General features: G+C 67.2%; 22 protein-coding genes and 1 tRNA gene. 16 read left to right on the top strand and 7 right to left on the bottom strand.

Annotated features, from left to right (window positions below; all coding sequences use genetic code 11):
* Positions 1-36 precede the first annotated feature (36 nt).
* From OKW87_RS00425 to OKW87_RS00455, 7 genes are all read left to right on the top strand, one after another.
* Positions 37-1,302: a DUF885 family protein gene (locus OKW87_RS00425; RefSeq protein WP_265541429.1), complete on the top strand. Its 1,266-nt coding sequence runs from the start codon at positions 37-39 to the stop codon at positions 1,300-1,302.
* A 107-nt stretch (positions 1,303-1,409) separates the two neighbouring features.
* Positions 1,410-2,726, top strand: a complete 1,317-nt coding sequence (locus OKW87_RS00430; RefSeq protein ID WP_265541430.1) for an MFS transporter — start codon at positions 1,410-1,412, stop codon at positions 2,724-2,726.
* A complete protein-coding gene (gene uxaC / locus OKW87_RS00435; RefSeq protein ID WP_265541431.1) occupies positions 2,723-4,135 on the top strand; it encodes a glucuronate isomerase in 1,413 nt (470 codons plus the stop codon). The genes OKW87_RS00430 and uxaC overlap by 4 nt, the downstream gene beginning before the upstream one ends.
* A 29-nt stretch (positions 4,136-4,164) precedes the next feature.
* The gene (gene kduI / locus OKW87_RS00440) at positions 4,165-5,004 is read left to right on the top strand and encodes a 5-dehydro-4-deoxy-D-glucuronate isomerase (protein ID WP_265541426.1); all 840 of its coding nucleotides are present in this window, start codon (positions 4,165-4,167) and stop codon (positions 5,002-5,004) included.
* 5 nt (positions 5,005-5,009) lie between these two features.
* Positions 5,010-5,765, top strand: coding sequence for a 2-dehydro-3-deoxy-D-gluconate 5-dehydrogenase KduD (gene kduD / locus OKW87_RS00445; protein ID WP_265541425.1), 756 nt, complete (start codon positions 5,010-5,012; stop codon positions 5,763-5,765).
* The gene (locus OKW87_RS00450; RefSeq protein ID WP_443025063.1) at positions 5,762-6,781 is read left to right on the top strand and encodes a sugar kinase; all 1,020 of its coding nucleotides are present in this window, start codon (positions 5,762-5,764) and stop codon (positions 6,779-6,781) included. The genes kduD and OKW87_RS00450 overlap by 4 nt, the downstream gene beginning before the upstream one ends.
* Before the next feature lie 222 nt (positions 6,782-7,003).
* Positions 7,004-8,104 (top strand): Gfo/Idh/MocA family protein, encoded by a 1,101-nt coding sequence (locus OKW87_RS00455; protein ID WP_265541432.1) that lies wholly within the window; start codon positions 7,004-7,006, stop codon positions 8,102-8,104.
* Between the two features lie 421 nt (positions 8,105-8,525).
* Here the strand turns inward: OKW87_RS00455 and OKW87_RS00460 are convergent.
* The 4 genes from OKW87_RS00460 to OKW87_RS00475 form a co-directional block, all read right to left on the bottom strand.
* Positions 8,526-8,601: transfer RNA gene (locus OKW87_RS00460), tRNA-Thr, on the bottom strand.
* A gap of 19 nt (positions 8,602-8,620) precedes the next feature.
* Positions 8,621-9,484: a hypothetical protein gene (locus OKW87_RS00465; RefSeq protein ID WP_265541433.1), complete on the bottom strand. Its 864-nt coding sequence runs from the start codon at positions 9,482-9,484 to the stop codon at positions 8,621-8,623.
* 152 nt (positions 9,485-9,636) lie between these two features.
* Positions 9,637-9,984: a hypothetical protein gene (locus OKW87_RS00470; protein WP_265541434.1), complete on the bottom strand. Its 348-nt coding sequence runs from the start codon at positions 9,982-9,984 to the stop codon at positions 9,637-9,639.
* Positions 9,977-11,296: a replication-associated recombination protein A gene (locus tag OKW87_RS00475; RefSeq protein ID WP_265541435.1), complete on the bottom strand. Its 1,320-nt coding sequence runs from the start codon at positions 11,294-11,296 to the stop codon at positions 9,977-9,979. The genes OKW87_RS00470 and OKW87_RS00475 overlap by 8 nt, the downstream gene beginning before the upstream one ends.
* Before the next feature lie 114 nt (positions 11,297-11,410).
* Here OKW87_RS00475 and OKW87_RS00480 point away from each other — a divergent pair, with 114 nt between their 5' ends.
* On the top strand, positions 11,411-12,010 hold the full coding sequence (locus OKW87_RS00480; RefSeq protein ID WP_443025064.1) for a PadR family transcriptional regulator: 600 nt from the start codon (positions 11,411-11,413) through the stop codon (positions 12,008-12,010).
* Positions 12,007-12,330: a DUF2218 domain-containing protein gene (locus tag OKW87_RS00485; protein WP_265541436.1), complete on the top strand. Its 324-nt coding sequence runs from the start codon at positions 12,007-12,009 to the stop codon at positions 12,328-12,330. The genes OKW87_RS00480 and OKW87_RS00485 overlap by 4 nt, the downstream gene beginning before the upstream one ends.
* Here OKW87_RS00485 and OKW87_RS00490 read toward each other — a convergent pair.
* On the bottom strand, positions 12,315-12,950 hold the full coding sequence (locus OKW87_RS00490) for a TetR/AcrR family transcriptional regulator (RefSeq protein ID WP_265541437.1): 636 nt from the start codon (positions 12,948-12,950) through the stop codon (positions 12,315-12,317). The genes OKW87_RS00485 and OKW87_RS00490 overlap by 16 nt on opposite strands.
* A 76-nt stretch (positions 12,951-13,026) precedes the next feature.
* On the opposite strand from OKW87_RS00490, the gene OKW87_RS00495 reads away from it, so the two are divergent.
* A complete protein-coding gene (locus tag OKW87_RS00495) occupies positions 13,027-14,139 on the top strand; it encodes an aldo/keto reductase (RefSeq protein WP_265541438.1) in 1,113 nt (370 codons plus the stop codon).
* A gap of 2 nt (positions 14,140-14,141) precedes the next feature.
* On the opposite strand, the gene OKW87_RS00500 is transcribed toward OKW87_RS00495, so the two are convergent.
* Positions 14,142-15,293 carry a glycosyltransferase family 4 protein gene (locus OKW87_RS00500; RefSeq protein WP_265541439.1) on the bottom strand — a complete coding sequence of 384 codons (1,152 nt, stop codon included), beginning with the start codon at positions 15,291-15,293 and terminating at the stop codon, positions 14,142-14,144.
* 176 nt (positions 15,294-15,469) lie between these two features.
* Between OKW87_RS00500 and OKW87_RS00505 the strand changes: the two genes are divergently transcribed.
* Both OKW87_RS00505 and radA read left to right on the top strand, forming a co-directional pair.
* Positions 15,470-17,056 carry an SEL1-like repeat protein gene (locus OKW87_RS00505; protein WP_265541440.1) on the top strand — a complete coding sequence of 529 codons (1,587 nt, stop codon included), beginning with the start codon at positions 15,470-15,472 and terminating at the stop codon, positions 17,054-17,056.
* Between the two features lie 37 nt (positions 17,057-17,093).
* On the top strand, positions 17,094-18,461 hold the full coding sequence (gene radA / locus OKW87_RS00510; RefSeq protein ID WP_265541441.1) for a DNA repair protein RadA: 1,368 nt from the start codon (positions 17,094-17,096) through the stop codon (positions 18,459-18,461).
* A gap of 19 nt (positions 18,462-18,480) precedes the next feature.
* Here radA and OKW87_RS00515 read toward each other — a convergent pair whose 3' ends face one another.
* Complete coding sequence (locus OKW87_RS00515; RefSeq protein WP_265541442.1) at positions 18,481-18,972, bottom strand: nuclear transport factor 2 family protein; 492 nt, start codon at positions 18,970-18,972, stop codon at positions 18,481-18,483.
* Between the two features lie 77 nt (positions 18,973-19,049).
* Between OKW87_RS00515 and OKW87_RS00520 the strand changes: the two genes are divergently transcribed.
* The 4 genes from OKW87_RS00520 (at position 19,050) to OKW87_RS00535 (ending at position 22,216) form a co-directional block, all read left to right on the top strand.
* A complete protein-coding gene (locus OKW87_RS00520) occupies positions 19,050-19,616 on the top strand; it encodes a CvpA family protein (protein WP_265541443.1) in 567 nt (188 codons plus the stop codon).
* A 67-nt stretch (positions 19,617-19,683) separates the two neighbouring features.
* Positions 19,684-20,103, top strand: a complete 420-nt coding sequence (locus OKW87_RS00525; protein ID WP_265541444.1) for an iron-sulfur cluster assembly scaffold protein — start codon at positions 19,684-19,686, stop codon at positions 20,101-20,103.
* Entirely contained in the window at positions 20,103-21,884 is a 1,782-nt protein-coding gene (locus tag OKW87_RS00530) for a cation:proton antiporter domain-containing protein (RefSeq protein WP_265541445.1), read from the top strand. Before OKW87_RS00525 ends, OKW87_RS00530 begins: the two co-directional genes overlap by 1 nt.
* Entirely contained in the window at positions 21,881-22,216 is a 336-nt protein-coding gene (locus OKW87_RS00535) for a DUF423 domain-containing protein (protein ID WP_265541446.1), read from the top strand. The genes OKW87_RS00530 and OKW87_RS00535 overlap by 4 nt, the downstream gene beginning before the upstream one ends.
* Positions 22,217-22,264 lie beyond the last annotated feature (48 nt).

Genomic DNA, 22,264 nt, shown 5'->3' on the forward strand with positions numbered 1-22,264 from the left:
CGCCCGGGAAGAAGTGGGTACCGGGGGCCCGCCGCAATGAGTCTGTTGCGGCGCGATATGCTGCGCGGGATGAGCGCTGCGGCCGTTGCCGCCGCCGCACCCGCCTTCGCCCGCACTTCGGCCGACGATGCGTTGAAGATCGCGCTCGATTCGCTCGGCGCGCTGCCGGACTATCCGCAGCGGCTTGCCCGCCTCGCCGCCTTCGATACCGCCGCGCTGTCGTCTTCCGCGCGCATCGACTTGCTTACCGTGGTCCGCGCGCTCGAGATCGACGCCCGACTCGCCGATCTGGTCCCCGGCGGAAAGCGTGATGGACCCTATCGCCTGCCGGCCGGCGCGGCTCCCGGCGATGAGGCCTACGCCCTGCTTCTGGAACGGCATATCGGCGCGCCGAGCGATCCCGGGACGGCCCATGGTCGACTGGCTCGCGAAGCCGCGCGCCTGACGGCACGAGCCGACCGGCTGATGCGCAGCCTGGGCCATGGCCGCGGCACTGTGGGCACACGCTATAAGGCGTTGTTCGCCGACCGTCGCCACCATTATCCCGACAGCGATTCGGGGCGCGATGCGCTCGTCGCCGACATGAACCGCTGGCTCGATGCCGGACGTGCGCAGGTTGGCGCCCTGGTCGGGCCGCTGCTCCCACCAAGCAGCGACGTCTCGGTCCGCCGAATGACCCGCACCGAGGAGGCGGAGGGCAAGAGCGGCTATCGGCGCATGCCCGCCGCGGGGGCTTCGGGCGCCTATCTGGTCGATCTCAAACGCATCGCCGATCGCCCGCGCTGGAGCCTGGAAAGCGTCGTCCATCATGAGACGCTGCCCGGACATATGGTCCAGCTGCCGATCGAAACCGCGGCCGGCGCACACCCGCTGCGGATCGCCTATCTGCCGGTGTTCTCCGAAGGCTGGGCGGTGCATGCCGAACAGATGATGGCCGATCATGGCACCTATCGGGGCAATCCGCTGGGTGAGTTGGGCCATATCCACTGGCTGCTGTTTCGCGTCGTGCGGGGGCTCGTCGACGTAGGCATCCATCACCGCCGCTGGAGCCTGGCGGCGGCCCGCGGGCAACTCGATATGCTCCAGGGGGTGCCGGCCTATTTCGCCGGGTTCGAATCCGACCTAGACCGGATTGCCCGCGATCCCGCGGTGCGCGCGGCAGAGGCGCTCCTATGGCTCGGCCTCGCCGATTTCACCCGCGGCCGCCGCGGCGCCTCGCTGCGCCTGGCGAATCGGGGAATTCTCGAACATGGCCGCAAGCCGCTGCGCCTGCTCGACCGAAATTTCGTCGGCGCGGCGTGACGCGCGTCCGTCCGGTCCGGCCGTGCCTTTCATCCTGCGATGCTTGCCGTTACGACCGGGAAGGGCTGCGACCTTTGTATAACGCGGCAAATCTAGGGAGAGCTTGAATGAGCGATACGCGAGCGGCGCCGGTTGCAGGCGTCCCCGAGCGTGTGGGACGTTACCGCTGGATGATCGTGGGGCTGCTCTTCGTGGCGACCACGGTCAACTATATCGATCGCACCATGCTCGGCCTGCTCGCTCCCACGCTTGGCGCCGAGCTGAAGTGGAGCGAGAACGACTATGGTAACATCGTAACGGCGTTCCAGGCGGCCTATGCCTTCGGTTTCCTGCTCATGGGCTGGCTGATCGACCGGTTCGGTCCCAGGATCGGCTACTCGATTGCCATCACGGTTTGGACAATCGGCCATGTCGCACACGGCATGGCTTCGTCGGTACTGTCGTTCATGCTTGCTCGCGTCATTCTGGGGCTCGGCGAGGCGGGACACTTTCCTTCCGTCGTGCGCGCCAGCAGCGAATGGTTTCCACAAAAGGAGCGCGCCTATGCCATCGGCTGGGTCAACAGCGCCACGACGATCGGCGTGATCCTCACTGCGCCGACGATGTGGTTCTTCATGACCTGGCTCGGCCTCGGCTGGCGGGAGACCTTTATCTATACCGGCCTGGTCGGCGTGGTCCTGCTGGTGCTCTGGCTCAAGGTTTACAGCAACCCGCGCGAAAGCGGGAAGGTGACTCCTGGCGAGCTCGCCTGGATCGAGCATGATCCGGCGGAAAAGATCGAACGTATCGGCTGGGCGAAGATCGTCACCAAGCGTGAGGCATGGGCGTTCGCGATCGGCAAGTTCCTCACCGATCCGGTCTGGTTTCTGATGCTCTTCTGGCTGCCCAAATATTTCGCCTCTACTTATGATGTCGACCTCAAGGTCGTCCTGCTGCCGATGATCATCATGTACCTATTGTCCGACGCGGGCAGCATCCTCGGTGGCTGGACTTCGTCGAAGCTCATTCAGAAGGGCTATAGCGTCAATTTCGCGCGCAAGATCACCATGCTCGGCGCCGGCTGCTGCGTGCTGCCCTTGCTGTTCGTCAGCGGCATGCAGAATATGTGGCTCGCGATCGTGCTGATCGGTGTCGCCTTGGCCGGGCACCAGGCCTTCTCCTCGACGATTCTGTCTATCCCGCCCGACATGTTCCCGAAGCGCGCGGTGGGATCGGTAATCGGCCTGGGTGGTTTCATGGGCGGCATCGGCGGAATGATCATGGCGAAGTCGACCGGCCTTGTGCTCGATGCGACGGACGGTAATTACACGATCATCTTCGCGGCCTGCACCACGGTCTATTTCCTCGCGGTGCTCGCCATCCACCTGCTCAGCCCGCGGCTGGCGCCGGTTACCGACGACAAGATCGAGGCACGTCCCGCATGAATCGCCCGCTGAAGCTCGATCCGGACCGGCTCTTCCCGCCCGAGGAGCGCGCGCGTGCCATCGCGCGCACGCTCTACGGCGAAGTCGCCCGGCTACCGATCGTAAGCCCGCATGGGCATACGGACCCCAAATGGTTCTCGACCAACGCCAATTGGTCGAACGCTACCGAGCTGCTGCTGTCGCCCGATCATTATCTGTATCGGATGCTCTATTCGCAGGGGATCGCGCTCGACGATCTCTGCGTGCCGAGCTTGGCCGGAATGCCCGCCACCGATCCGCGCGCGGCGTGGCGGACGCTGGCGGAGAATTTCCATCTGTTCCGCGGCACGCCGTCGCGGATGTGGCTCGACCATGTCTTCGTCGAGGTATTCGGATTCGCCGAGGCGCTCGATGGCTCGACCGCGGATCTTTATTACGACCGAATCAACGAGAAGTTGGCGAGCGACGCGTTCAAGCCGCGGGCCCTGTTCGATCGCTTCGGCATCGAATTTCTCGCCACCACCGAAGGCCCGCAGGACGATCTGTCGCCGCACCACGCGATCCGGGAGTCGGGCTGGGGCGGCCGCGTCGTGACGACCTATCGTCCCGACGCGGTCATCGACGTCGAGCATGAACAGTTCGCCGGAGCGATGCGGATCTTCGCCGACAAGACCGGCGAGGACGTCTATTCGTGGGACGGCTATCTCGCCGCGCATCGCAAGCGCCGCGCCGATTTCCGGGCAGCGGGGGCGACCGCGACCGACCATGGCCATCCGACCGCGGCGACCGCCAATCTCTCGCATGAAGAGGCCGAGCGGCTGTTCGCCACCATCCTCTCAGACGCCTGGACCCCCGCCGACGCCGAGCAGTTCCGCGCGCAGATGCTCACCGAGATGGCGGCGATGTCGGTCGAGGACGGGATGGTCATGCAGATCCACCCCGGCTCGTTCCGCAATCACAATGGCGGCCTGTTCGCCAGCCACGGGCGCGACAAGGGCGCGGACATCCCGATGCGCACCGATTATGTCCAGGGGCTCAAGCCCTTGCTCGATCGTTTCGGCACCAGCACCGAGCTTTCGATCATCCTCTTCACACTCGACGAAACCGTCTATTCGCGCGAACTGGCCCCCTTGGCAGGCCATTATCCCTGCCTCAAGCTGGGGCCCTCCTGGTGGTTTCACGACAGTCCGGAGGGCATGCGCCGCTTCCGCGAGATGACCACCGAGACCGCCGGCTTCTACAATACGGTCGGCTTCAACGACGACACCCGCGCCTTCCTCTCGATCCCGGCCCGCCACGATGTCGCGCGCCGAGTCGATTGCGGTTTCCTGGCTCGCCTGGTCGCGGAGGGCCGTCTGCTCGACTGGGAAGCGGTTAAACTGGCCCACGAACTGACGAACGGCCTGGTCAAGCGCGCCTACAAGCTTTGAGTTTCCCCATCCCAAATCCGGAGTAACCCATGTTCGACCGCACTTATTACGCCACGCATCCGGACATGATGGAGTGCGTCTCGAACGACGAGCTGCGCGATCGCTATCTGATCGACGGGCTGTTTCGCGAGGGCGAGTGCGTGCTCAACTATACGCATGCCGATCGCTTCGTGATCGGCGGCGTGGCGGTGGGCTCGGGGAGCGTGAAGCTGCCCGACCAGACCGAGCCGGCGTCGGCGGCGGGGCATCCGTTTCTCGAGCGGCGCGAGCTGGCGGTGGTCAATGTGTCGTCGGTCGAGGGCATTGTGACCGTCGACGGCGAGGCGTTCACGCTCGGCAACAAGGATTGCCTCTATGTGACGATGGGCGCGAAGGACGTGCAGTTTTCGGGGGACGGCGCGCGTTTCTATCTGGCGTCGTGCCCGGCGCATAAGGCGTTCCAGACGCGGAAACTGTCGATCGCCGACGCCAATGCGCTCGAGCGCGGCAGCCTCGAGGAATCGAACGAGCGGACGATTTTCCAGCTGGTGATCCCGGGCGTGTGCGATTCAGCCCAGCTGGTGATGGGCTTGACCGTACTCAAGCCGGGCAGCGTGTGGAACACGATGCCCCCGCACATCCACGAGCGGCGCAGCGAGATCTATTTCTACTTCGAGCTCGACGGCCCCAGCGACCGCGTCTTCCATTATATGGGCGAGGGCGAGGCGATGCGGCATATCGTCATGGCCAATGAGGAAGCGGTGATCTCGCCGCCCTGGTCGGTGCATATGGGCTCGGGCACCAAGGCCTATGCCTTCATCTGGGCGATGGCCGGCGAGAATCAGGATTATACCGACATGAACGTGCTCGATATCTGCCAGCTGGCCTGACCCGCATGACCAACCCCTTCGACCTGACCGGAAAGGTCGCGATCGTCACCGGTGCGAACACCGGCATCGGCCAGGGCATCGCGCTGGCGCTGGCCGCCGCCGGCGCCAGCATCGCCGCGGTCGGCCGCTCGCCGGCGACCGAGACGGTCGAGAAAGCCCGCGCGCTCGGCGTGCGGGCCGAGATGATCTCGGCCGACCTGTCGACGATCGAGCCTGTGGGCAGGATTGTGGACGAAAGCGTGGACAAGCTCGGGGGCCTGCACATCCTGGTCAACAATGCCGGCATCATCCGCCGCAACGACAGCCTCGACTTCAGCGAGGAAGATTGGGACGCGGTGGTCGACACCAACCTGAAGAGCCTGTTCTTCCTCTGCCAGGCCGCCGGCCGCCACATGGTGGGACAAGGCAAGGGCAAGATCATCAACATCGCCTCGATGCTAAGCTTCCAGGGCGGCATCCGCGTGCCCTCTTACACGGCGTCCAAGTCGGGCGTGGCGGGGCTCACCAAGCTGCTCGCCTGCGAATGGGCACCCAAGGGCATCAACGTCAACGCGATCGCGCCCGGCTATATCGCCACCAACAACACCGAGGCATTGCAGGCGGACGAGACCCGCAACCGCCAGATCCTGGAGCGCATCCCCGCCGCCCGCTGGGGCGACCCCAGCGACCTGGGCGGCGCTGCCGTGTTCCTCGCCTCCAGCGCCTCGGACTATGTCCAGGGCCATATCCTCGCGGTCGATGGCGGGTGGCTGGCACGATGAAGATGGATACGCGCCCGATCGCCTTTTTCGGCGAAGTCTTGCTGCGGCTGTCGCCCCCCGGGCGCGAACTGCTGTTTCAGACGCCTGCGCTGCAGATCCATGTCGGCGGTGCGGAGGCGAATGTCGCCACCGGACTGGCCTGCCTGGGCCATGCGACGCGGATGGTGACTGCGGTTCCGGACAATCCGATGGGCCGCGCGGTGGTCGACGAACTGCGGCGGCGCGGCGTGGACGTTTCGGGCATCGCAGTCGAGGATGGGCGGCTAGGGCTTTACTTCCTCCAGCCAGGGGCGGGGCTGCGCGCCTCCGAAGTCATCTACGATCGCTCGCATTCGCTGTTCGCCGATCGTGCGGCCGACGCCTGGGATCTGGAGTCTGCGCTGGCGGGATGCGGGCGGCTGCACCTTTCGGGCATTACCCCGGCGCTGGGGCCCAATTCAGCCAATGCGGCGATCGCCGCGGCCGAGTTTGCGCGCTCGGGGGGCATGAAGGTATCGTTCGATGGCAATTACCGCGCGCGGCTGTGGGACGCGTGGGACAGCGATCCGCGGACCGTGCTCACCCAGCTCATCGGCCATGCCGACATCTTGTTCGGCAATCATCGCGACATCTCGCTGCTGCTGGGCGAGACCTTTTCCGGCGATGGCGCGGATCGGCGGCGGGTGGCGGCAGAGGCGGCGTTCGCGGCCTTTCCGAACCTGCAACTGATCGCCTCGACCGCGCGGCATGTCGACGATGCCGACAGCCATCGTATTTCGGCGCGGGTCGATATGCGGGACGATGCCTATCAGACGCCCGAGGTGCTGGTGGCGGGGATCGTCGATCGGCTCGGGGCAGGGGACGCCTTTGCCGCGGGGGTGCTGCATGGCTTGCTGGAGGGCGGCGACGCGCGGGCGGCGGCGGAGGCGGGGCTTGCGCTCACCAGCCTCAAACATTCGCTGCCGGGCGACGCCAGCCTGTTCACCCGCGCCGATCTGGCCGCGTTCCATGCGGGCGGAATGGACGTGCGGCGCTGAGGGGTTGGAGGCTATGCGAACGGCTAAGACTGGATAGGTTGATCGAACATTCCGTAGAAGCGTAAATACCCCTCGGGTCCGAGCAGGAGAGCGGTGATGGTCGATAATGTCATGACGCGACGAGGATTGATCGCAGCCGGCGGAGGCTTGGCAGCCGCGTCGGTCGCCGTGGCGTCCGTCCATGCTGGAGCATTCGCCCAGCAGCGGGAGGGCGCACGTGCCATGGGCCAACCCCTTCCGGGCAATGTCCGGCTTCCTTCCGCCCCGCCGGGCCGCAAGCGTTCGGACAGCGTCGGCTTCGCGATCGTCGGTCTTGGCGGCTATGCGCTCAATCAGATGATGCCGCGCTTCGAGCAGGCGGAGCGGGCGCACATTGCGGCAATTGTTTCGGGAAACCCGGAGAAGCTGCGGCGGGTCGGCGACGCCTACGGCGTTGCGGAAGACGCGCGCTATTCCTACGAAGCGTTCGAAAAGATCGCCTCGGACGACCGTATCGACGCGGTCTATATCGTCTTGCCGACCGGCTTGCACGCCGAGTGGGCGATCCGCGCCTTTGCAGCGGGCAAGCACGTCCTGTGCGAAAAGCCGATGGCCCTCTCCAGCGCAGATTGCGAGCGGATGATCGCCGCGAGCCGCCGCGCCGATCGCAAGCTGATGATCGCCTATCGCTCGCATTTCGAGCCCTACAACCTCGAAGCCATGAAGCTGATGCAACAGAAAGCGGCGGGCGAGATCCGGCTCGTGCGGACCGAGCAATCCTATCGCATGGGTCCGACCAGTCCGAGCGAGAACTGGCGGACGAGTCGAGCGTTGGCCGGCGGTGGCCCGCTGGAGGATTTCGGGATCTACGGGCTTCAATCGGCGCTGTATCTCACCGGCGAAATGCCGGAGAGCATCAGCGCGACGACGTTCCGGCCGGCCGGCGATGCCCGCTTCGCAGAGATATTCGCGCATGTATCGTCGCAATGGCGGTTTCCCTCGGGCGCAGTCGCCCAGCTCGTGACATCCTACGATTCCGCAGGCACCAACTTCGCCCATGTCCGCGGGACCCTGGGAGCGCTGATCATGGACCCGGCGACGAGCTATTCCGGCCAGAAGATGCGGCTCGAAGGACAGAATACCCGGGACTTATCGCCTGGCGACCCGGCCGTTCAATTCGCAGGCCAGCTCAATAACTTCACTGACGCGGTTCGGGACGGCGCGACGATCCGGACGCCCGGCGAGATGGGTCTGCGCGACCTCAGGCTGATCGAGGCAATTTATGCGTCGGCCGAGGCGGGACGAACCGTCAGACTGGCACCGGACGGTAGAAGGCGCAGCTGAACCAGCGGGCGGCCCCTGCGTACGACGCGCGCCTGCCGCCGCCGGACGAAGAGCCCGGGACCAGGCGGCAATTAGCGGGAGGTGATCGCGCAGTGGGAGGCGATCGTCGATCGCGACGGCGAGATCGTCCCGGCTTATGGCTTCACTCAGGCCGAGCGCGAACTCCGGAGTCCGGGCGCTGACGCGTGATGGCCGTTCGGGCTGACCTTGGCCGTGCGAGCGCGGGCATCCTACCCTCCGCGCACGGGGCGCTTCTGCGGCGCCGCGACCTGATCGAAGTCGAACCCCAGATCGTGGCCACGAGATCTTCTGCAGGGCGTAAATAGCCATCGGAGACGCGGGCGGGGTGGGATCAACTCTCTGGGAGCGCTCGAACGTTGCGCGATCAAAGTCCCAAGGACCGAATCACGACGGCTCGAAGTGGTGCCGGCTGCAGGAATCGAACCCGCGACATCCAGTTTACAAAACTGGCGCTCTACCAACTGAGCTAAGCCGGCATCCGCGCGTTCCCATGGCTCAGGGGACGCCGAAGGTCCAGCCCTCCGTTCGCGCAAGCTCCGGCGTGAGCCGCGATGGCGTCCAGAGTCCGCGCTGCTCGGCGGCAACGCGAAGCCCGGCGGCGGAGAGCATCGCGTCAGTGGCGTGATCGTCGTAGCGGGTGAGGGGCGCATGGGGTTCGGAGCCGAAGGCGGCGAGCATTCTGTCGAGCGTTTCGGGGTCGCGAATCTTGGAAATGCCCTTGCGCATGCCCGCAAGCCGCGCGGCGAGGGTGGTATAGATCTCGACGAGGATTGGACCGGTTTCGGGCAGCGGGTCGAAGGGCCAGAGGCCGAGCGTGCCGCGCAGACGATTGAGCACGCGCATGCCAGTCAGGCTCGATTTGCCGACCTGCGACGCGCCGACGAGGTTGAAGCAGCTGTAAGGCGAAAGGCGCATTTGCTCCTGGCCATGCTCGCAGACGCGGAAGCGACCGCGGCCGGGCGGAAACAAGTCGCCGCAATCGCCGCGCTGGCGGAAGTGGCGGCGGGCATGCGGATGGGTGACGAAGCTGGTGGCGGCGAGATGGGGGTCTTGCTCGCTGAGCTGGTCGACCAAGCGCCAGAGCGCGTGGCCGTGGGTCGGGCTCTCCTCCCAGCCGGGGAAGTAGGCGCCTTCGTCATCGAAAGGGAAAGCGGGGGAAAGGTCGAGGCCGATCAGCGCGCGGGTCTTGCTCGCGGCGATTTGTTCGAGCCAGCCGAGGATGTCGGGGCGGGACCAGCTGCGCTCGATCAGCTCAGGCGCGGCGGTGCCGGCGCGGGCGTGGGCGACCGCAAGTCCCTTGGGGCGTTCAACCGCCTGGCCGGACCAGTCGATCGCGATGAAATCGGTGAAATCGTCCACCTAAATCCTCCCACAGCTTGCCGGGGGAGGGGGACTGTCGCGCAGCGGTGGTGGAGGGGTCGCCGCGCAGACGGCGGTTGCACCGCCGCCCCTCCACCTTCCTTCGGATGGTCCCCCTCCCCGAGACCAGCTCGGGGAGGAATTGCTTTGCGTCACGGGCGCTGTTCCATTCCCGCCGCCAGCCGCTGCGCCTTCTTGGCGCGGTCCCACCAGGCGCGTTGGATGTAGAGCTCGATCCGTTCGCGGGCTTCGGTGCCGTAGCGGACCAGGAGCATTGGGTAGTTGGCGTAGTGGGCGGTCTGCCAGAAGGTTTCGGGATCGGTTTCGAGGAGGATTTGCTTCTCCGGTGCGGTCACCGATAGCGCGAAGCTGCCTTCCTCGCGGCCGGGGGCCATGAAGCCCTTGGCGTTGATCTTGGGGCACAGGGCGCCCCACCACGATGCCATCGCAACGTCGGGCAGCGAAAGGGCGTAGCCGACCGCGTCTTCCCAGTCATTCACCGCCCGGCGTCCCGCGGCGCTCGTCCCACCAGGCCATGCGTTCGGCGATGCGCTTCTCCTGGCCGCGGTCGGTGGGGGTGTAGAAGGTCTGGGGCGGGAGCTCGTCGGGCCAGTAATTGGCGCCCGAGAAGCCGTCCTCGGCATCATGGTCATAGGCATAGCCCTTCCCGTAGCCGATATCGCGCATCAGCTTGGTAGGGGCGTTGAGGATATTCTGCGGCGGCATCAGCGAGCCGGTTTCCTTGGCGCTGCGCCAGGCGGCCTTCTGGGCGACATAGGCCGCGTTCGATTTGGGCGCGGTGGCGAGATAGAGGCAGGCCTGGGCGATCGCCAGTTCGCCTTCGGGAGAGCCGAGGAAATCGTAGGTGTCCTTGGCGGCGATGCACTGGACCAGCGCCTGGGGATCGGCGAGGCCCACATCCTCGACCGCGGCGCGGGTCAGGCGGCGAAGGAGGTAGAGCGGTTCCTCGCCGGCGGTGAGCATGCGGGCGAGATAGTAGAGCGCGGCCTGGGGATCGCTGCCGCGGATCGATTTGTGGAGCGCGGAGATGAGGTTGTAATGGCCCTCGCGATCCTTGTCGTAGACCGCGACGCGGCGCTGGAGGAAATCGCCGAGCGCGGCGGAATCGAGCGGGGCGGGGAAGGTCACCGAGAAGAGCGTCTCGGCCTGGTTGAGCAGGAAGCGGCCGTCGCCGTCGGCGCTGGCGACGAAGGCGTCGCGGGCTTCGGGCGTGAGGGGGAGGGGCTTGGCCTCGAGCTCCTCGGCGCGGTCGAGCAGCTTGCACAAGGCTGTATGGTCGAGGCGGTGGAGGATCGTGACCTGGGCGCGGCTGAGCAAGGCGGCGTTGAGCTCGAAGCTCGGATTCTCGGTGGTGGCGCCGACGAGGGTGACGGTGCCATCCTCGACATAGGGCAGGAAGCCGTCCTGCTGGGCGCGGTTGAAGCGGTGGATCTCGTCCACGAACAGCAAGGTACGCTTGCCGATGCGGGCATGGTCGCGTGCCTCGGCGAAGACCTTCTTGAGATCGGCCACGCCTGAAAAGACCGCCGAGATGGCGACGAAGCGGAGGCCCACGGCGTCGGCCAGGAGGCGCGCGATCGTGGTCTTGCCGGTGCCGGGCGGGCCCCAGAGGATGATCGAGCTGAGCTTGCCCGCCGCGACCATCCGGCCGATCGCGCCTTCGGGGCCGGTGAGATGTTCCTGACCGACGACCTGATCGAGCGTCTGCGGGCGCAGGCGATCGGCGAGCGGGCCGCCGGGGGGTGGCTTCGCCGGAGCGGGTTGTTCGTCGGTGGCGAAGAGGTCGGGCATCGGACCTAGATAGGGTCGATCGGCGAAAGTCACAAAAGGTCACACGAACGCACTTGCAAAGGCGCAATCAAGATATATCTTGAGCGCATCAAAACCCTATTGGAGTTTACGGAAATGCTTTTTCATCATCACAAGCGGCACGGCCGTCACGATACTGGGCCCGAGCGCAGCTTCGGCCGCCGCGGCTGGGCGATGAGCGGTTGGGGCATGCGCGAAGGCCCCGACGGCAGTCGCGGGGGAGGCCGCGGACGGCGCCGCATGTTCGACGGCAGCGAGCTCCGGCTCGTCCTGCTCAAGCTGATCGAGGAGCAGCCGCGCCACGGCTATGACCTGATCCGCGAGATCGAGACGCGCAGCGGCGGCGCCTATGCCCCGAGCCCCGGCGTCGTCTATCCGACGCTAACAATGCTCGACGACATGGACTTGATCGCCGAGGCGAAGGCCGAGGGCGCGAAGAAGTCGTTCGCGATCACCGAGGCCGGCTCGGCGCATCTCGCCGAGCATGCCGAGCAGGTGGAAGCCTTGTTCGCGCGGCTCTGCCAGCTCGCATCGATGCAGGCGCAGACCGATGGCGGCCCGGTCCGCCGCGCGATGGGCAATCTTCGCGCGGTATTGCAGAACCGGCTGCACGCTGAGGGCGTCGAGGCCGATGCGCTCCACCAGATCGCCGATATCCTCGACGAGGCGGCGCGCAAGATCGAGAGGCTCAAGTGACGCTTGCTACCGTAACCGCATCGGCGGTGGTGCCGACCGAACATGCCAGCCGCTATCTCCAGCAGCTCTGCAAGCATTGGCAGCACAACCTGCAGGTGGAATTCACGCCCGAGAATGGCACGGTGATCTTCCCGAAGGACGCGCGCGGCGCGGACTATCCGGGAGACGCGGTGGTGACGTTCAACGTCGCCGAAACCGGGCTGGATCTGCGGATCGACGCATCGAGCGCCGAGCAGCTGGAGGGGCTGAAGGGTGCGGTCGCGCGGCACCTCGATCGCTTCGCCTTTCGCGAAGGCGAACTGACCTACGACTGGAAGTGAGGCATCGAGGCGGCGGGCCAGCAGGCCATCGCCGTCTCGACCAGCCGAAGCAGCTTGTCGCGGCCGGCGCCGTCCTTGGCGAGCGTCGACATGCCCTGGATCACCGCCATGACATGGCCGGCGAGCGCTTCGGCGTCGCTGGCGGCGGGGAGCGCGCCGGCCGCGACATCGCGCTCGATCCGGGCGCGCAACCGCGCTTCGATTTCGCGGCGCATCGCCGCCAATTCCTCGCGGACATCCGCCGCCGCCGCCGAACAGGTAACGACCGAGCTCGCCAGCAGGCATCCCGGCGGGGTGGCGTCCCCGGTGTCGCCGATGGCGGCCGTGCGCAGCAAGTCGCGCGCGGCGTCGCGGGCGCTGGGCGCGCCGTCGATGATTTCCGCGACCGCGCGCCCGCCGGTCATGTAGCGGGCGACGGATTCGCGGAACAAGCGCTCCTTGTCGCCGAACGCCGCATAAAGGCTGGGCGGAGTGATCCCCATCGCCTGGGTGAGCAGAGCCACCGAGGTCGCTTCATAGCCATGTTGCCAGAATAGCCGCATCGCCGCGTCGATTGCGGCGTCGCGATCGAAGGATAACGGCCTGCCGGGGCGGCGGGGTATGGCTGCACTTTGTTTCATAACGATCGCTATATAATCCTTGACGCAGGCGGGCAAGCAGTCTCTTGGGGGGCTACATCCTCACGAAAGCCAAATCATGTCGCTCACCGATTATCGCACCCTGGGCCGTTCGGGCCTTGTCGTCAGTCCGCTTGCGCTGGGGACCATGACCTTCGGGATGGCGCGCTGGGGCATGGAGCGCAAAGCGGCCGAACTTGTGTTCGACGCTTATGTCGAGGCTGGCGGCAATCTGGTCGATACCGCCGACGTCTATGCAGGCGGGCAGGGCGAAGAGATGGTGGGCGGGATCATCGCCGATCGTGGGATGCGCGCCCGGCTGGTGCTGGCGACCAAATCGGGCTTCGCCACGGGGCAGGGCCCCCATGCCGGGGGCAACGGCGCCAAGCATGTCCATGCCGCGCTGGAGGGATCGCTGCGCCGGCTGGGGACCGATTATATCGATCTCTATTGGGTGCATGTCTGGGATTCGGTGACCCCCGCGGAGGAGCTGCTCGAGACGATGGCCGGGCTCGTCCGGGCGGGAAAGATCCGCTATTGGGGGCTCTCGAACGCGCCGGCCTGGTATGTCGCCAAGCTCGCGACGCTGGCCCATCTGCGCGGGCTGCCCGGTCCGATCGCGATGCAATATTTCTATTCGCTTGTCAGCCGCGAGCCCGAATCCGAGCATATCCCGCTGGGACTCGACATGGGGCTGGGGATGATGCCGTGGAGCCCGCTCGCTTATGGCCTGCTCACCGGCAAATATGATCGCGCGACGGTGGAGGCCGCAGGGCCGCGCGACGGCGGATTGCCGAGCGATGCCGGCGACGGGGCGGCACGCGGCGAGGGGGACAAGCGGATGGATGGCGCCAATCCCTTTGGCGACATGCTGTTCACCGATCGCAACTGGCGGATCGTGGAGGCATTGCGCGGCGTGGCCGAGGCGATGGGCGAGACGCCGGCACGGGTGGCGCTGGCCTGGGTGCTGGCGCAGCCGGGGGTGGATACCGCGCTGATCGGGGTGAGCCGGGTCAGCCAACTGCACGACAATATCGGCGCGACCGACCTTGCCATCCCGGCCGAGCATCTCGCCACGCTCGATGCGGCCAGCACGCCCGATGCGGCGATGATCTATGGCCTGTTCAAGCCGGCGATGCGCAAGCAGGTGGTGTTTGGCGGAAGCGCGGTTCGCGGGCGGTTGGAGCGCTGAGTTCAGCGCCCGCGGCGCGCCATCAGCGCGAGATAGGCGTCGAGCACCTTCTGATTGATCGCCGGCCAGACATAGTCCTGCGCCCTCAGGCGACCCGCATCGCCCTGCGCGCGGTGAAGCGTTGGATCCTGCGCGAGGCGCGCGATGCTGTCGGCATAGGCGTCGACGTCGCGCGGGGGGACGAGGAAGCCGTTGACGCCGTCTTCGATCAGGTCGACCGCGCCGGTCGCGCGCGCCGCCACGACCGGGACGGCGCAGGCCATCGCCTCGAGCGTGACGTTGCCGAAGGTTTCGGTGATCGAGGGATTGAACAGGACGTCCATCGAGGCGACGGCGCGGCCGAGATCGTCGCCGCGCTGGAAGCCGGCGAAGGCGGCGTTGGGCACGCGCTCGGCGAACCAGTCGCGCGCGGGGCCATCGCCGATCACGAGCACCCGGTGCGGCACGCCGCGCGCGTGGAGCGCCTGGCAGACGTCGGCGAAGATATCGAGGCCCTTTTCCAGCACCAGCCGGCCAAGGAAGCCGACCGCGAAGGCATCGTCGGCGACGCCCAGCGAACGGCGCCATTCGAGGTTGCGCCGGGCGGGATTGAAGCGATCATGATCGACCCCGCGCGACCAGATGCCGATCGGGCTGGTCACCCCCCATGAACGGAGAAGCTCGGCGGTCGAAGGGCCCGGAGTCACGACCTGATCGACCCGGTTGTAGAAGCGGGTGAGCCCGCGGATCATCAGCGGCGCGAGGAAGCCGATGCCGTAATAAGCCGGATAGGTCTCGAAGCGAGTGTGGAGCGAGGCGAAGGTGGCGATGCCGCGCGTCCGCGCCCAGCTGATCGCGCGATGGCCGAGGATTTCGGGCGCCGAGACATGGACGATATGCGGATCGAACGCCTCCAGATTGCGGCGGGTCTCGGCGGGCAGATGCCAGGCGAACTTATATTCGCTGCGGCCGCCGGGCACGGGCAAAGCGGGCACGCTGACGAGATCGCCGGTGGGGGGGAAGGCCGGGGTATCGGTGGTCGGCGAATAGACGCGGACGGTGACGCCCTGCGCCAGCAGATGGCCGACGAGCATGTTGAGCGCCTGGTTCGCACCATCGCGAACATAATTGTAATTGCCGCTGAAGATGGCGACGCGAAGGTCCGACGCTTGCATGCGCGCGGGGCTTAGCGGCGGCGGGGTGGGGGGTCCATGAAATTGCGCTTCGCTCGCCCGTGGGGTGGGGATTCACCCCGGATTTGCGGTCTGGCGGAGTCGTGATAGGCTCTGCCCGGTCGCAGGCGATGGAGGGTGGCTTGGCTTACCGGAATCCTGTCATTTTGGCTGGCTTGTTGGCGAGTGTCCTGCTGGCGGGGGAAGGGGCGGCGCAGACCCGGCCCTCGGCGTCCGACCAGGAGCTCACGGTGCGCGGGCAGCGGATGCCGGGCGCCGAGGCGCCGCGTTCGGCGACCTGCGAGGCTCTGGCGCGCGACACCCATTTTCGCGCCCTTTTTGCGACGGCGGCCGCGAACGGCGTGCTGGGTCCGTCGATCCTCCTCCCGACGCGGCTGCCGCGAAACCCCGATTATAGCGCGCCCCCGCGGGTTGCGCCCGGATCGCCGCTGCCGGCGCTTTCGCGGCAGCGCTTCGGTCAGCGCATCGGTGTGGTCGACGAGGCTTCGAGCAGCGTCGGCGGCAGCGAAATACTCTCCGAGGTCACGCCGGGCGACAGCGCCGGGAATGCGCTCAACCAGGGCAATCTGGATACGGCGGTGGCGGCGTGCCGCAGCGCCTATACGCGCGGCGGCGGAATGAGCTCCGGCATTACTGGCTATTTCCCGGCGAGCAGCGGGCTCTCCGAAGGCTATCCGCCCCACGCCAGTCCGGAATTCCGGGTGGCCGCAGCGCAGGGACGCTATATCGCGGCACGTGCGTTCATCGCGAGCCGCGACCAGACCCTGCCGATGGGCTTCGCCTTGTTCGACCAGGGGCGCTATGCCGAATCGCTCGACTGGTTTCGCAAGGCTGCGGACAAGCTCCAGTTTCGCGAGGGCGGAGACGAGGCGGCCTTGTTCGTCGGCAAGCTCTATCTGCAGGGGCTGGGGGCAAAATCGGACCCCGTCGAAGGGGTGAAGTGGCTCAAGAAGGCGGCGACCGCGCCGTTCGATCCGATCAACGAGACGCCGGTCTTCGATCCGAAGCAGCCCGAGCGGAATACGGCGGTGGGCGAGGCGGCGGTGATCCTGGCCAATGTCTATCTGCGCGGCTTTGCCGGGATCGCCAAGGATGGCGACGAGGCGCGCAAATGGTTCGATCGGGCGAGCGACGTCGGCCATATCCCGGCGACCAAGCGGCTGGGCGACCTCTATCTCGAGGGGATCGAGACACCGCGCGATGCCAGGAAGGCGGTCGCTTTCTATCGACGCGCGGCGAAGCTCAACCATCCCGGCGCGCAATATGCGCTGGCGGAGCTGCTCTATCGCGGCGAGGGCGTGAAGCAGGACCGCAAGGAGGCGCTGGCCTGGTATCAGGCGGCGGCGGCGAGCGAGCATGTCGACGCGCTCTATGCGCTGGGGCGGGCCTATGACCTGGGCGAGGGGGTGAAGGCCGATCCGCAGCTGGCGATCGGCTTCTACAAGAACGCGGCGTTGCGCGGGAGCTCGGCGGCCAAGGTGGCGATGGGCACCTATTTCTACGAAGGCACGCTGGTCGCGAAGGACGATGCGGTGGCGCGGCGCTGGTTCGAGGAAGGCGCGGCGGCGGCCGATCCCGACGGCGCGTTCAACCTGGCGGCGATGGTGCTGAAGGGCGAAGGCGGTGCGAAGGACACGGCCAGGGCGCTCGAACTGCTGCGACGGGCGAGCGCGATGGGCCATCCGGCGGCGCCGCGCGCGGTGGCGGCGCTGGAGCGGCGGGTCGGGGTCCTGCCCGCGCGCTAGGCTTGTTCCCTTCCTGTTCTTGCGCTAGCCTGCGCGCATGGCAAAACCCCAGAAGCGCTATGTCTGCCAGGCCTGCGGCTCGGTTTCGTCCAAATGGGCGGGGCAGTGCGTCGATTGTTCGGACTGGAACACGCTGGTCGAGGATGCCGGGGCGACTGTGACGCCGTTCATGGCGCGGCACAACCTCCAGTCGGGCGGGCGCGCGATCCTGTTGTCGGACCTCAACACCGACATTGCCTTGCCCGATCGCCTGGCGACGGGGATCGCCGAGCTTGATCGGGCGCTGGGGGGCGGGTTCGTGGAAGGATCGGCGACTTTGATCGGCGGCGATCCGGGGATCGGCAAATCGACCCTGCTGCTGCAGGCGGCGGCGAAGATCTCGTTGCGCGGCGAAGCGGTCGCCTATGTCTCGGGCGAGGAAGCGGCGGACCAGGTAAGGCTGCGCGCGCGGCGGCTGGGGCTGGGCAATGCGCCGGTGCGGCTCGCGGCGGCGACTTCGGTGCGCGATATTCTGACGACGCTGGGGGAGGGGCCGGCACCCGCGCTGGTGATCATCGATTCGATCCAGACGATGCATTCGGACCTGATCGAGGGCGCGCCGGGGACGGTGAGCCAGGTGCGGGCGAGCGCGGGCGAGCTGATCCGCTTCGCCAAGGAGCGGGGGACCGCGGTGGTGCTTGTGGGGCATGTCACCAAGGACGGCAGCATCGCCGGGCCGCGCGTGCTCGAGCATATGGTCGACACCGTCTTGGCCTTCGAGGGCGAGCGGAGCCACCAGTATCGGATCCTGCGTGCGGTGAAGAACCGCTTCGGCGGGACCGACGAGATCGGCGTGTTCGCGATGCAGACCGAGGGGCTGGCGGAGGTGGGCAATCCCTCGTCGCTGTTCCTGACCCAGCGCGACGAGAGCGTGACCGGCACGATCGTGTTCCCGGCGCTGGAGGGGACAAGGCCGGTGCTGGTCGAGGTGCAGGCGCTGACGGTGCGGCTGGCGTCGGGCGCGACGCCGCGGCGCGCGGTGGTGGGCTGGGACAGCGGGCGGCTGGCGATGGTGCTGGCGGTGCTGGAGGCGCGCTGCGGGCTGAGCTTTTCGGCCTGCGAAGTCTATCTCAACGTTTCGGGCGGCTACCGGGTGCAGGATCCGGCGGCGGACCTGGCGGTGGCGGCGGCCCTGGTCTCGGCGCTTGCCGAGCGGCCGCTGGCGGCGGATGCGGTGGCGTTTGGCGAGATCGCGCTATCGGGTGAAGTGCGGCCGGTGGCGCACGGCGCGCTGCGCTGTCGCGAGGCGGCCAAGTTGGGTTTCGGGCGCGCGCTGGCGCCCGCCGCGCAGGCCGACGCGGGCGGGCTCCAGCTGGCGGGGTTTCGCAATTTGGGGGCGTTCGTGGATCATCTGCTGGGGCGGTGACCGGCACCGCCCCGCTGGATTATCGCGGCGTGGCGGCGGCAGCCGGGGGCGTGCGAACCGGCGTATAGTGGGCGGAGGCCAGCTTCCAATCCGTCCCCGAACGAATCGCCAGATAGGTCACCCGCACCGCGACGCTGCGGCTCGTGCCGTCGGGGAGCGGCACGTCGAAGCCCAGCCGCGCGATGATCGAGGCGGCGTTGCCATAGTGGCGCACCAGCGGTTCGCTGAGCGCGGTGGTGGGAACGGCGCGCTTCTTGTCGGGCGCATAGAAGCCGATGAACTCGGCCTTCGGATCGACTTCGCCGACGGGCGAGATTTCGACATAATCGTCGGTGGTCAGATCCGACAGCCGCTTCTGATCGAAATTGGCTTGCGCATCGACAAAGCTGCGAGCCAGTGCCACGAGCGCGGCGTCGCTGGCATCTGCAGTCTGGACGGGCATCGCCTGGACCGTAGCGGGGAGCATCGCGGCCGCGGCGAGGGCGATTGCGAGGCGGTGTGAACTCTTCATCGGGGGCAGGCTCCGTGCTCGGTCGTGGTTTCGTTAGGTGTGTTAGACGTGTATAGCGCGTGCGGGAGGGCTTTTCCATGACTTTGACCGGACTCGACATCATCGTGCTGCTCGTGATCGGCGGCGCCGCCGTGCTGGGCTTCCTGCGCGGGTTCGTGACCGAGGTTCTGGCGTTGCTCGCCTGGCTGCTGGTGGTGGTGGTGATCAAGCTGTTCCACACTTCCGCGGCCTATCATCTGGCCGGATTGGTGGGGACGGCGCAGGGCGGCGCGGTGCTCGCCTTGGCGATCCTGGCGGGGCTGACCTATTTCGGCGGCCGGCTGATCGCCAATGCGATCGGCTCCAGGACGCGCGAGAGCTTCCTCGGGCCGATCGACCGCGCACTGGGCTTTGGTTTCGGCGCGCTCAAGGGGCTGGTGCTGGTGAGCGTCGCCTTCCTGCTGCTGGTGTTGCTGTTCGACACCGTCGGCGGGGGCCCCGCGACGCGGCCCAAATGGATCACGAGCAGTTCCACCTATCCGTTGCTCGACACGGGCAGCGCGACGATTGCGGATTTCGTCGATCGGCGGCGCAAGGGCGAGCCGGTGTTCGGGGAGCGGACCCGGGTGCGCAAGCCGGTGGGGAATTCGGTGGAGGCGGAATAGGTATCCTCCCCGTACAGGGGAGGATTAGGGGTCGCACTTCGGCCTGCGGACCCTTAAGTCTGACGCGATGAACGCGCCGCTCTACAACACCCAGATCCTGCGGCTGGCCGCGTCGATCCCCTATCACGAGCGGCTGGCCGCGCCCGATGCGACTTCGGAGAAGCGTTCGCCGGTGTGCGGCAGCCGGGTGACGGTGGATGTCGAGATGGCGGACGGGCGGGTCGCCGCGGTGGGAATGCTGGTGCGGGCCTGCGCGCTGGGACAGGCCTCGGCCTCGCTGATGGCGATGCATGTCGTCGGGCGTTCCGCTGACGAACTGGCAGCGGCGCGCGATGCATTGGCGGCCTGGCTGGCGGGCGAGGGCGACATGCCCGACTGGCCGGGGCTCGAAATTTTCGCGCCGGCGCTGCCGCATCGCGGGCGACATGCCTCGATACGGCTGGCGTTCGAGGCGGCGGCCGAAGCGGCGGCGGGGGGCGAGCGCTGATGGAAGACCATGCCGAAGTCTCGATCCTCCACGACGCCGTGCCGCTGCTTGGATTTGCGCTGATCTTCGTCCTGATCTTCCGCCGGCTCGGGCTCGGTGCGACGTTGGGCTTCCTGGTAGCGGGCGCGGTGGTCGGGCCGCAGGTGCTGGGGCTGGTCGGCGACGCCGAGGGCAAGCTGGGCATCGCCGAACTGGGCATCGCCTTGCTGCTGTTCCTCGTCGGGCTCGAACTGAGCCCGAGCCGCTTGTGGCGGATGAAGCGCGACATCTTCGGGCTTGGGCTACTGCAGGTGACGATCTGCGGCATCGCGCTGGCGGCGATCGTCTGGACCGCGACGCAATTCTCGCTCGGGGCGGCGCTCGCCCTGGGGCTGCCGCTGGCGCTTTCCTCGACCGCGCAGGTTCTGCCGATGCTGCAATCGGCTGGGCGGCTGCGCACCGATTTCGGCGAGCGCGCCTTCGCGATCCTGCTGTTCCAGGATCTGTCGCTGGTGCCGCTGATCACGATCGTCGCGGCGATGTCGCGCAATCCGGCCGATGTCGGCGGGCCGCCGGGGTGGCTGCTGGGGCTTTACACCGTGGCGGCGATCGTCGGTCTGGTGCTGGCGGGGCGCTATCTGTTGCGGCCCTTCTTCCGGCTGATCGGCAATCTGGGCGAGCGCGAGATGTTCGTCTTCGCCGGGCTGTTCGCGGTGATCGCCAGCGCGGCGGTGATGGAATCGCTGGGGCTCTCGGCGGCGCTGGGCGCGTTCATCGCCGGGGTGATGCTCGCGGACTCGCCCTATCGGCATGAATTGGAGGCCGATGTCGAGCCGTTTCGCGCGATCCTGCTCGGGCTGTTCTTCCTTGCGGTCGGCATGACGCTGGACCTGGGCGCGATCGCCGAGCGTCCTTTCTTCGTGGCGGCGATGGCGGCGGCGCTGATCGCAACCAAGACTGCCTTGATCATGGGGCTGGGCGTGCTGTTCGGGCTCAAGCCGCGCCAGGCTTTCGCGATGGGCCTGATTCTCAGCCAGGGCGGCGAGTTCGGCTTCGTGCTGTTCGCGCAGGCGCAGGCGGGCCTGCTGATCGAAAGCGAAGCGGCGAGCCTGTTCGGCGCGATCGTCACGGTTTCGATGGCGACCACGCCGTTCCTGATGATGCTCACCAAGCGGCTGCGCGCCGATCCCGCGCCGAGCACCGACGGGGTTGAGGAGCCGCGCCAGGACGGCAGCAACGCGATCGTCGTCGGCTATGGCCGTTTCGGGCAGACGGTGGCGCAGATGCTGATCGGGCAGGGCATTCCGGTGACGATCGTCGATACCGATGTCGAGATGATCCAGACCGCGGGCGATTTCGGGATGAAGGTCTATTATGGCGACGGCACCCGAATCGACCTGCTGCGCCAGGCCGGCGCCGAGCATGCCGAGCTTTTGCTGTTCTGCCAGGATGGCGACGGGCTCGATACCGAGCGGCTCGAGGGCATCCACCACAGCTTCCCCGATGCGACGATTTTCGTACGCGCCTATGACCGGCGCTCGGTGATGAAGATGAAGGGCGCGCCGATCGCTGGCGCGGTGCGCGAGCTGTTGGAGAGCGCGATCGTGATGGCGCGGCGGGCGATGCAGGCAGTGGGCGTCGACGAGACCCAGATCGGCAAGACCGAAGCCGAATATCGCCAGCGCGATTATGAGCGGCTGAAGGTGCAGCGCGAGACGGGCGACCTGCGCGCAGGCATCGACGGCATCTTTACCCAGGCGGGGCAGGCGGCGGCTGCGGGAACGGACCTGGAGAAGCAATGAGACTGGTCTCGATGCTCGCCGCGCTGTCCGGCGCGTTGGCGGTGGCGATGGGTGCGTTCGCCGCGCATGGCGCCGAGGGGCAGGCGGCGGAGTGGCTCAGGACCGGGGGGCAGTATCAGCTGATCCATGCCGTGGCGGCGCTGATTGCGGTGCGGATGCAGGCGCGGGGGCCGGCCTGGTTGTTCGTGGGCGGCGGGGCGGTGTTCGCGGGGACGTTATATGCGATGGGGCTTGGGGCGCCGACCTGGCTCGGGGCGGTGACGCCGGTCGGGGGCGTGGGGTTGATCCTGGGGTGGTTGTGGTTGGCTTGGGCTTCGTGGGGGAAGCGCTAGCCCCCTTCTTCGTCACCCCCGCGAAGGCGGGGGCCCATCTCCCGCCCG

Source organism: Sphingomonas sp. M1-B02 (assembly GCF_026167525.1).
Classification (GTDB): Bacteria; Pseudomonadota; Alphaproteobacteria; order Sphingomonadales; family Sphingomonadaceae; genus Sphingomonas.

What these genes read in the sequence shown, in the direction of transcription:
- kduI (WP_265541426.1), top strand. Translation starts at nt 4,165, where the DNA reads ATGTTCGACCGCACTTATTACGCCACGCATCCGGACATGATGGAGTGC.
- OKW87_RS00515 (WP_265541442.1), bottom strand. Translation starts at nt 18,972, where the DNA reads ATGAAGAGTTCACACCGCCTCGCAATCGCCCTCGCCGCGGCCGCGATG.
- OKW87_RS00500 (WP_265541439.1), bottom strand. Translation starts at nt 15,293, where the DNA reads ATGCAAGCGTCGGACCTTCGCGTCGCCATCTTCAGCGGCAATTACAAT.
- kduD (WP_265541425.1), top strand. Translation starts at nt 5,010, where the DNA reads ATGACCAACCCCTTCGACCTGACCGGAAAGGTCGCGATCGTCACCGGT.
- OKW87_RS00530 (WP_265541445.1), top strand. Translation starts at nt 20,103, where the DNA reads ATGGAAGACCATGCCGAAGTCTCGATCCTCCACGACGCCGTGCCGCTG.
- OKW87_RS00450 (WP_443025063.1), top strand. Translation starts at nt 5,762, where the DNA reads ATGAAGATGGATACGCGCCCGATCGCCTTTTTCGGCGAAGTCTTGCTG.
- OKW87_RS00525 (WP_265541444.1), top strand. Translation starts at nt 19,684, where the DNA reads ATGAACGCGCCGCTCTACAACACCCAGATCCTGCGGCTGGCCGCGTCG.
- OKW87_RS00455 (WP_265541432.1), top strand. Translation starts at nt 7,004, where the DNA reads ATGGGCCAACCCCTTCCGGGCAATGTCCGGCTTCCTTCCGCCCCGCCG.
- OKW87_RS00475 (WP_265541435.1), bottom strand. Translation starts at nt 11,296, where the DNA reads ATGCCCGACCTCTTCGCCACCGACGAACAACCCGCTCCGGCGAAGCCA.
- radA (WP_265541441.1), top strand. Translation starts at nt 17,094, where the DNA reads ATGGCAAAACCCCAGAAGCGCTATGTCTGCCAGGCCTGCGGCTCGGTT.
- OKW87_RS00430 (WP_265541430.1), top strand. Translation starts at nt 1,410, where the DNA reads ATGAGCGATACGCGAGCGGCGCCGGTTGCAGGCGTCCCCGAGCGTGTG.
- uxaC (WP_265541431.1), top strand. Translation starts at nt 2,723, where the DNA reads ATGAATCGCCCGCTGAAGCTCGATCCGGACCGGCTCTTCCCGCCCGAG.
- OKW87_RS00520 (WP_265541443.1), top strand. Translation starts at nt 19,050, where the DNA reads ATGACTTTGACCGGACTCGACATCATCGTGCTGCTCGTGATCGGCGGC.
- OKW87_RS00490 (WP_265541437.1), bottom strand. Translation starts at nt 12,950, where the DNA reads ATGAAACAAAGTGCAGCCATACCCCGCCGCCCCGGCAGGCCGTTATCC.
- OKW87_RS00425 (WP_265541429.1), top strand. Translation starts at nt 37, where the DNA reads ATGAGTCTGTTGCGGCGCGATATGCTGCGCGGGATGAGCGCTGCGGCC.
- OKW87_RS00480 (WP_443025064.1), top strand. Translation starts at nt 11,411, where the DNA reads ATGCTTTTTCATCATCACAAGCGGCACGGCCGTCACGATACTGGGCCC.
- OKW87_RS00495 (WP_265541438.1), top strand. Translation starts at nt 13,027, where the DNA reads ATGTCGCTCACCGATTATCGCACCCTGGGCCGTTCGGGCCTTGTCGTC.
- OKW87_RS00535 (WP_265541446.1), top strand. Translation starts at nt 21,881, where the DNA reads ATGAGACTGGTCTCGATGCTCGCCGCGCTGTCCGGCGCGTTGGCGGTG.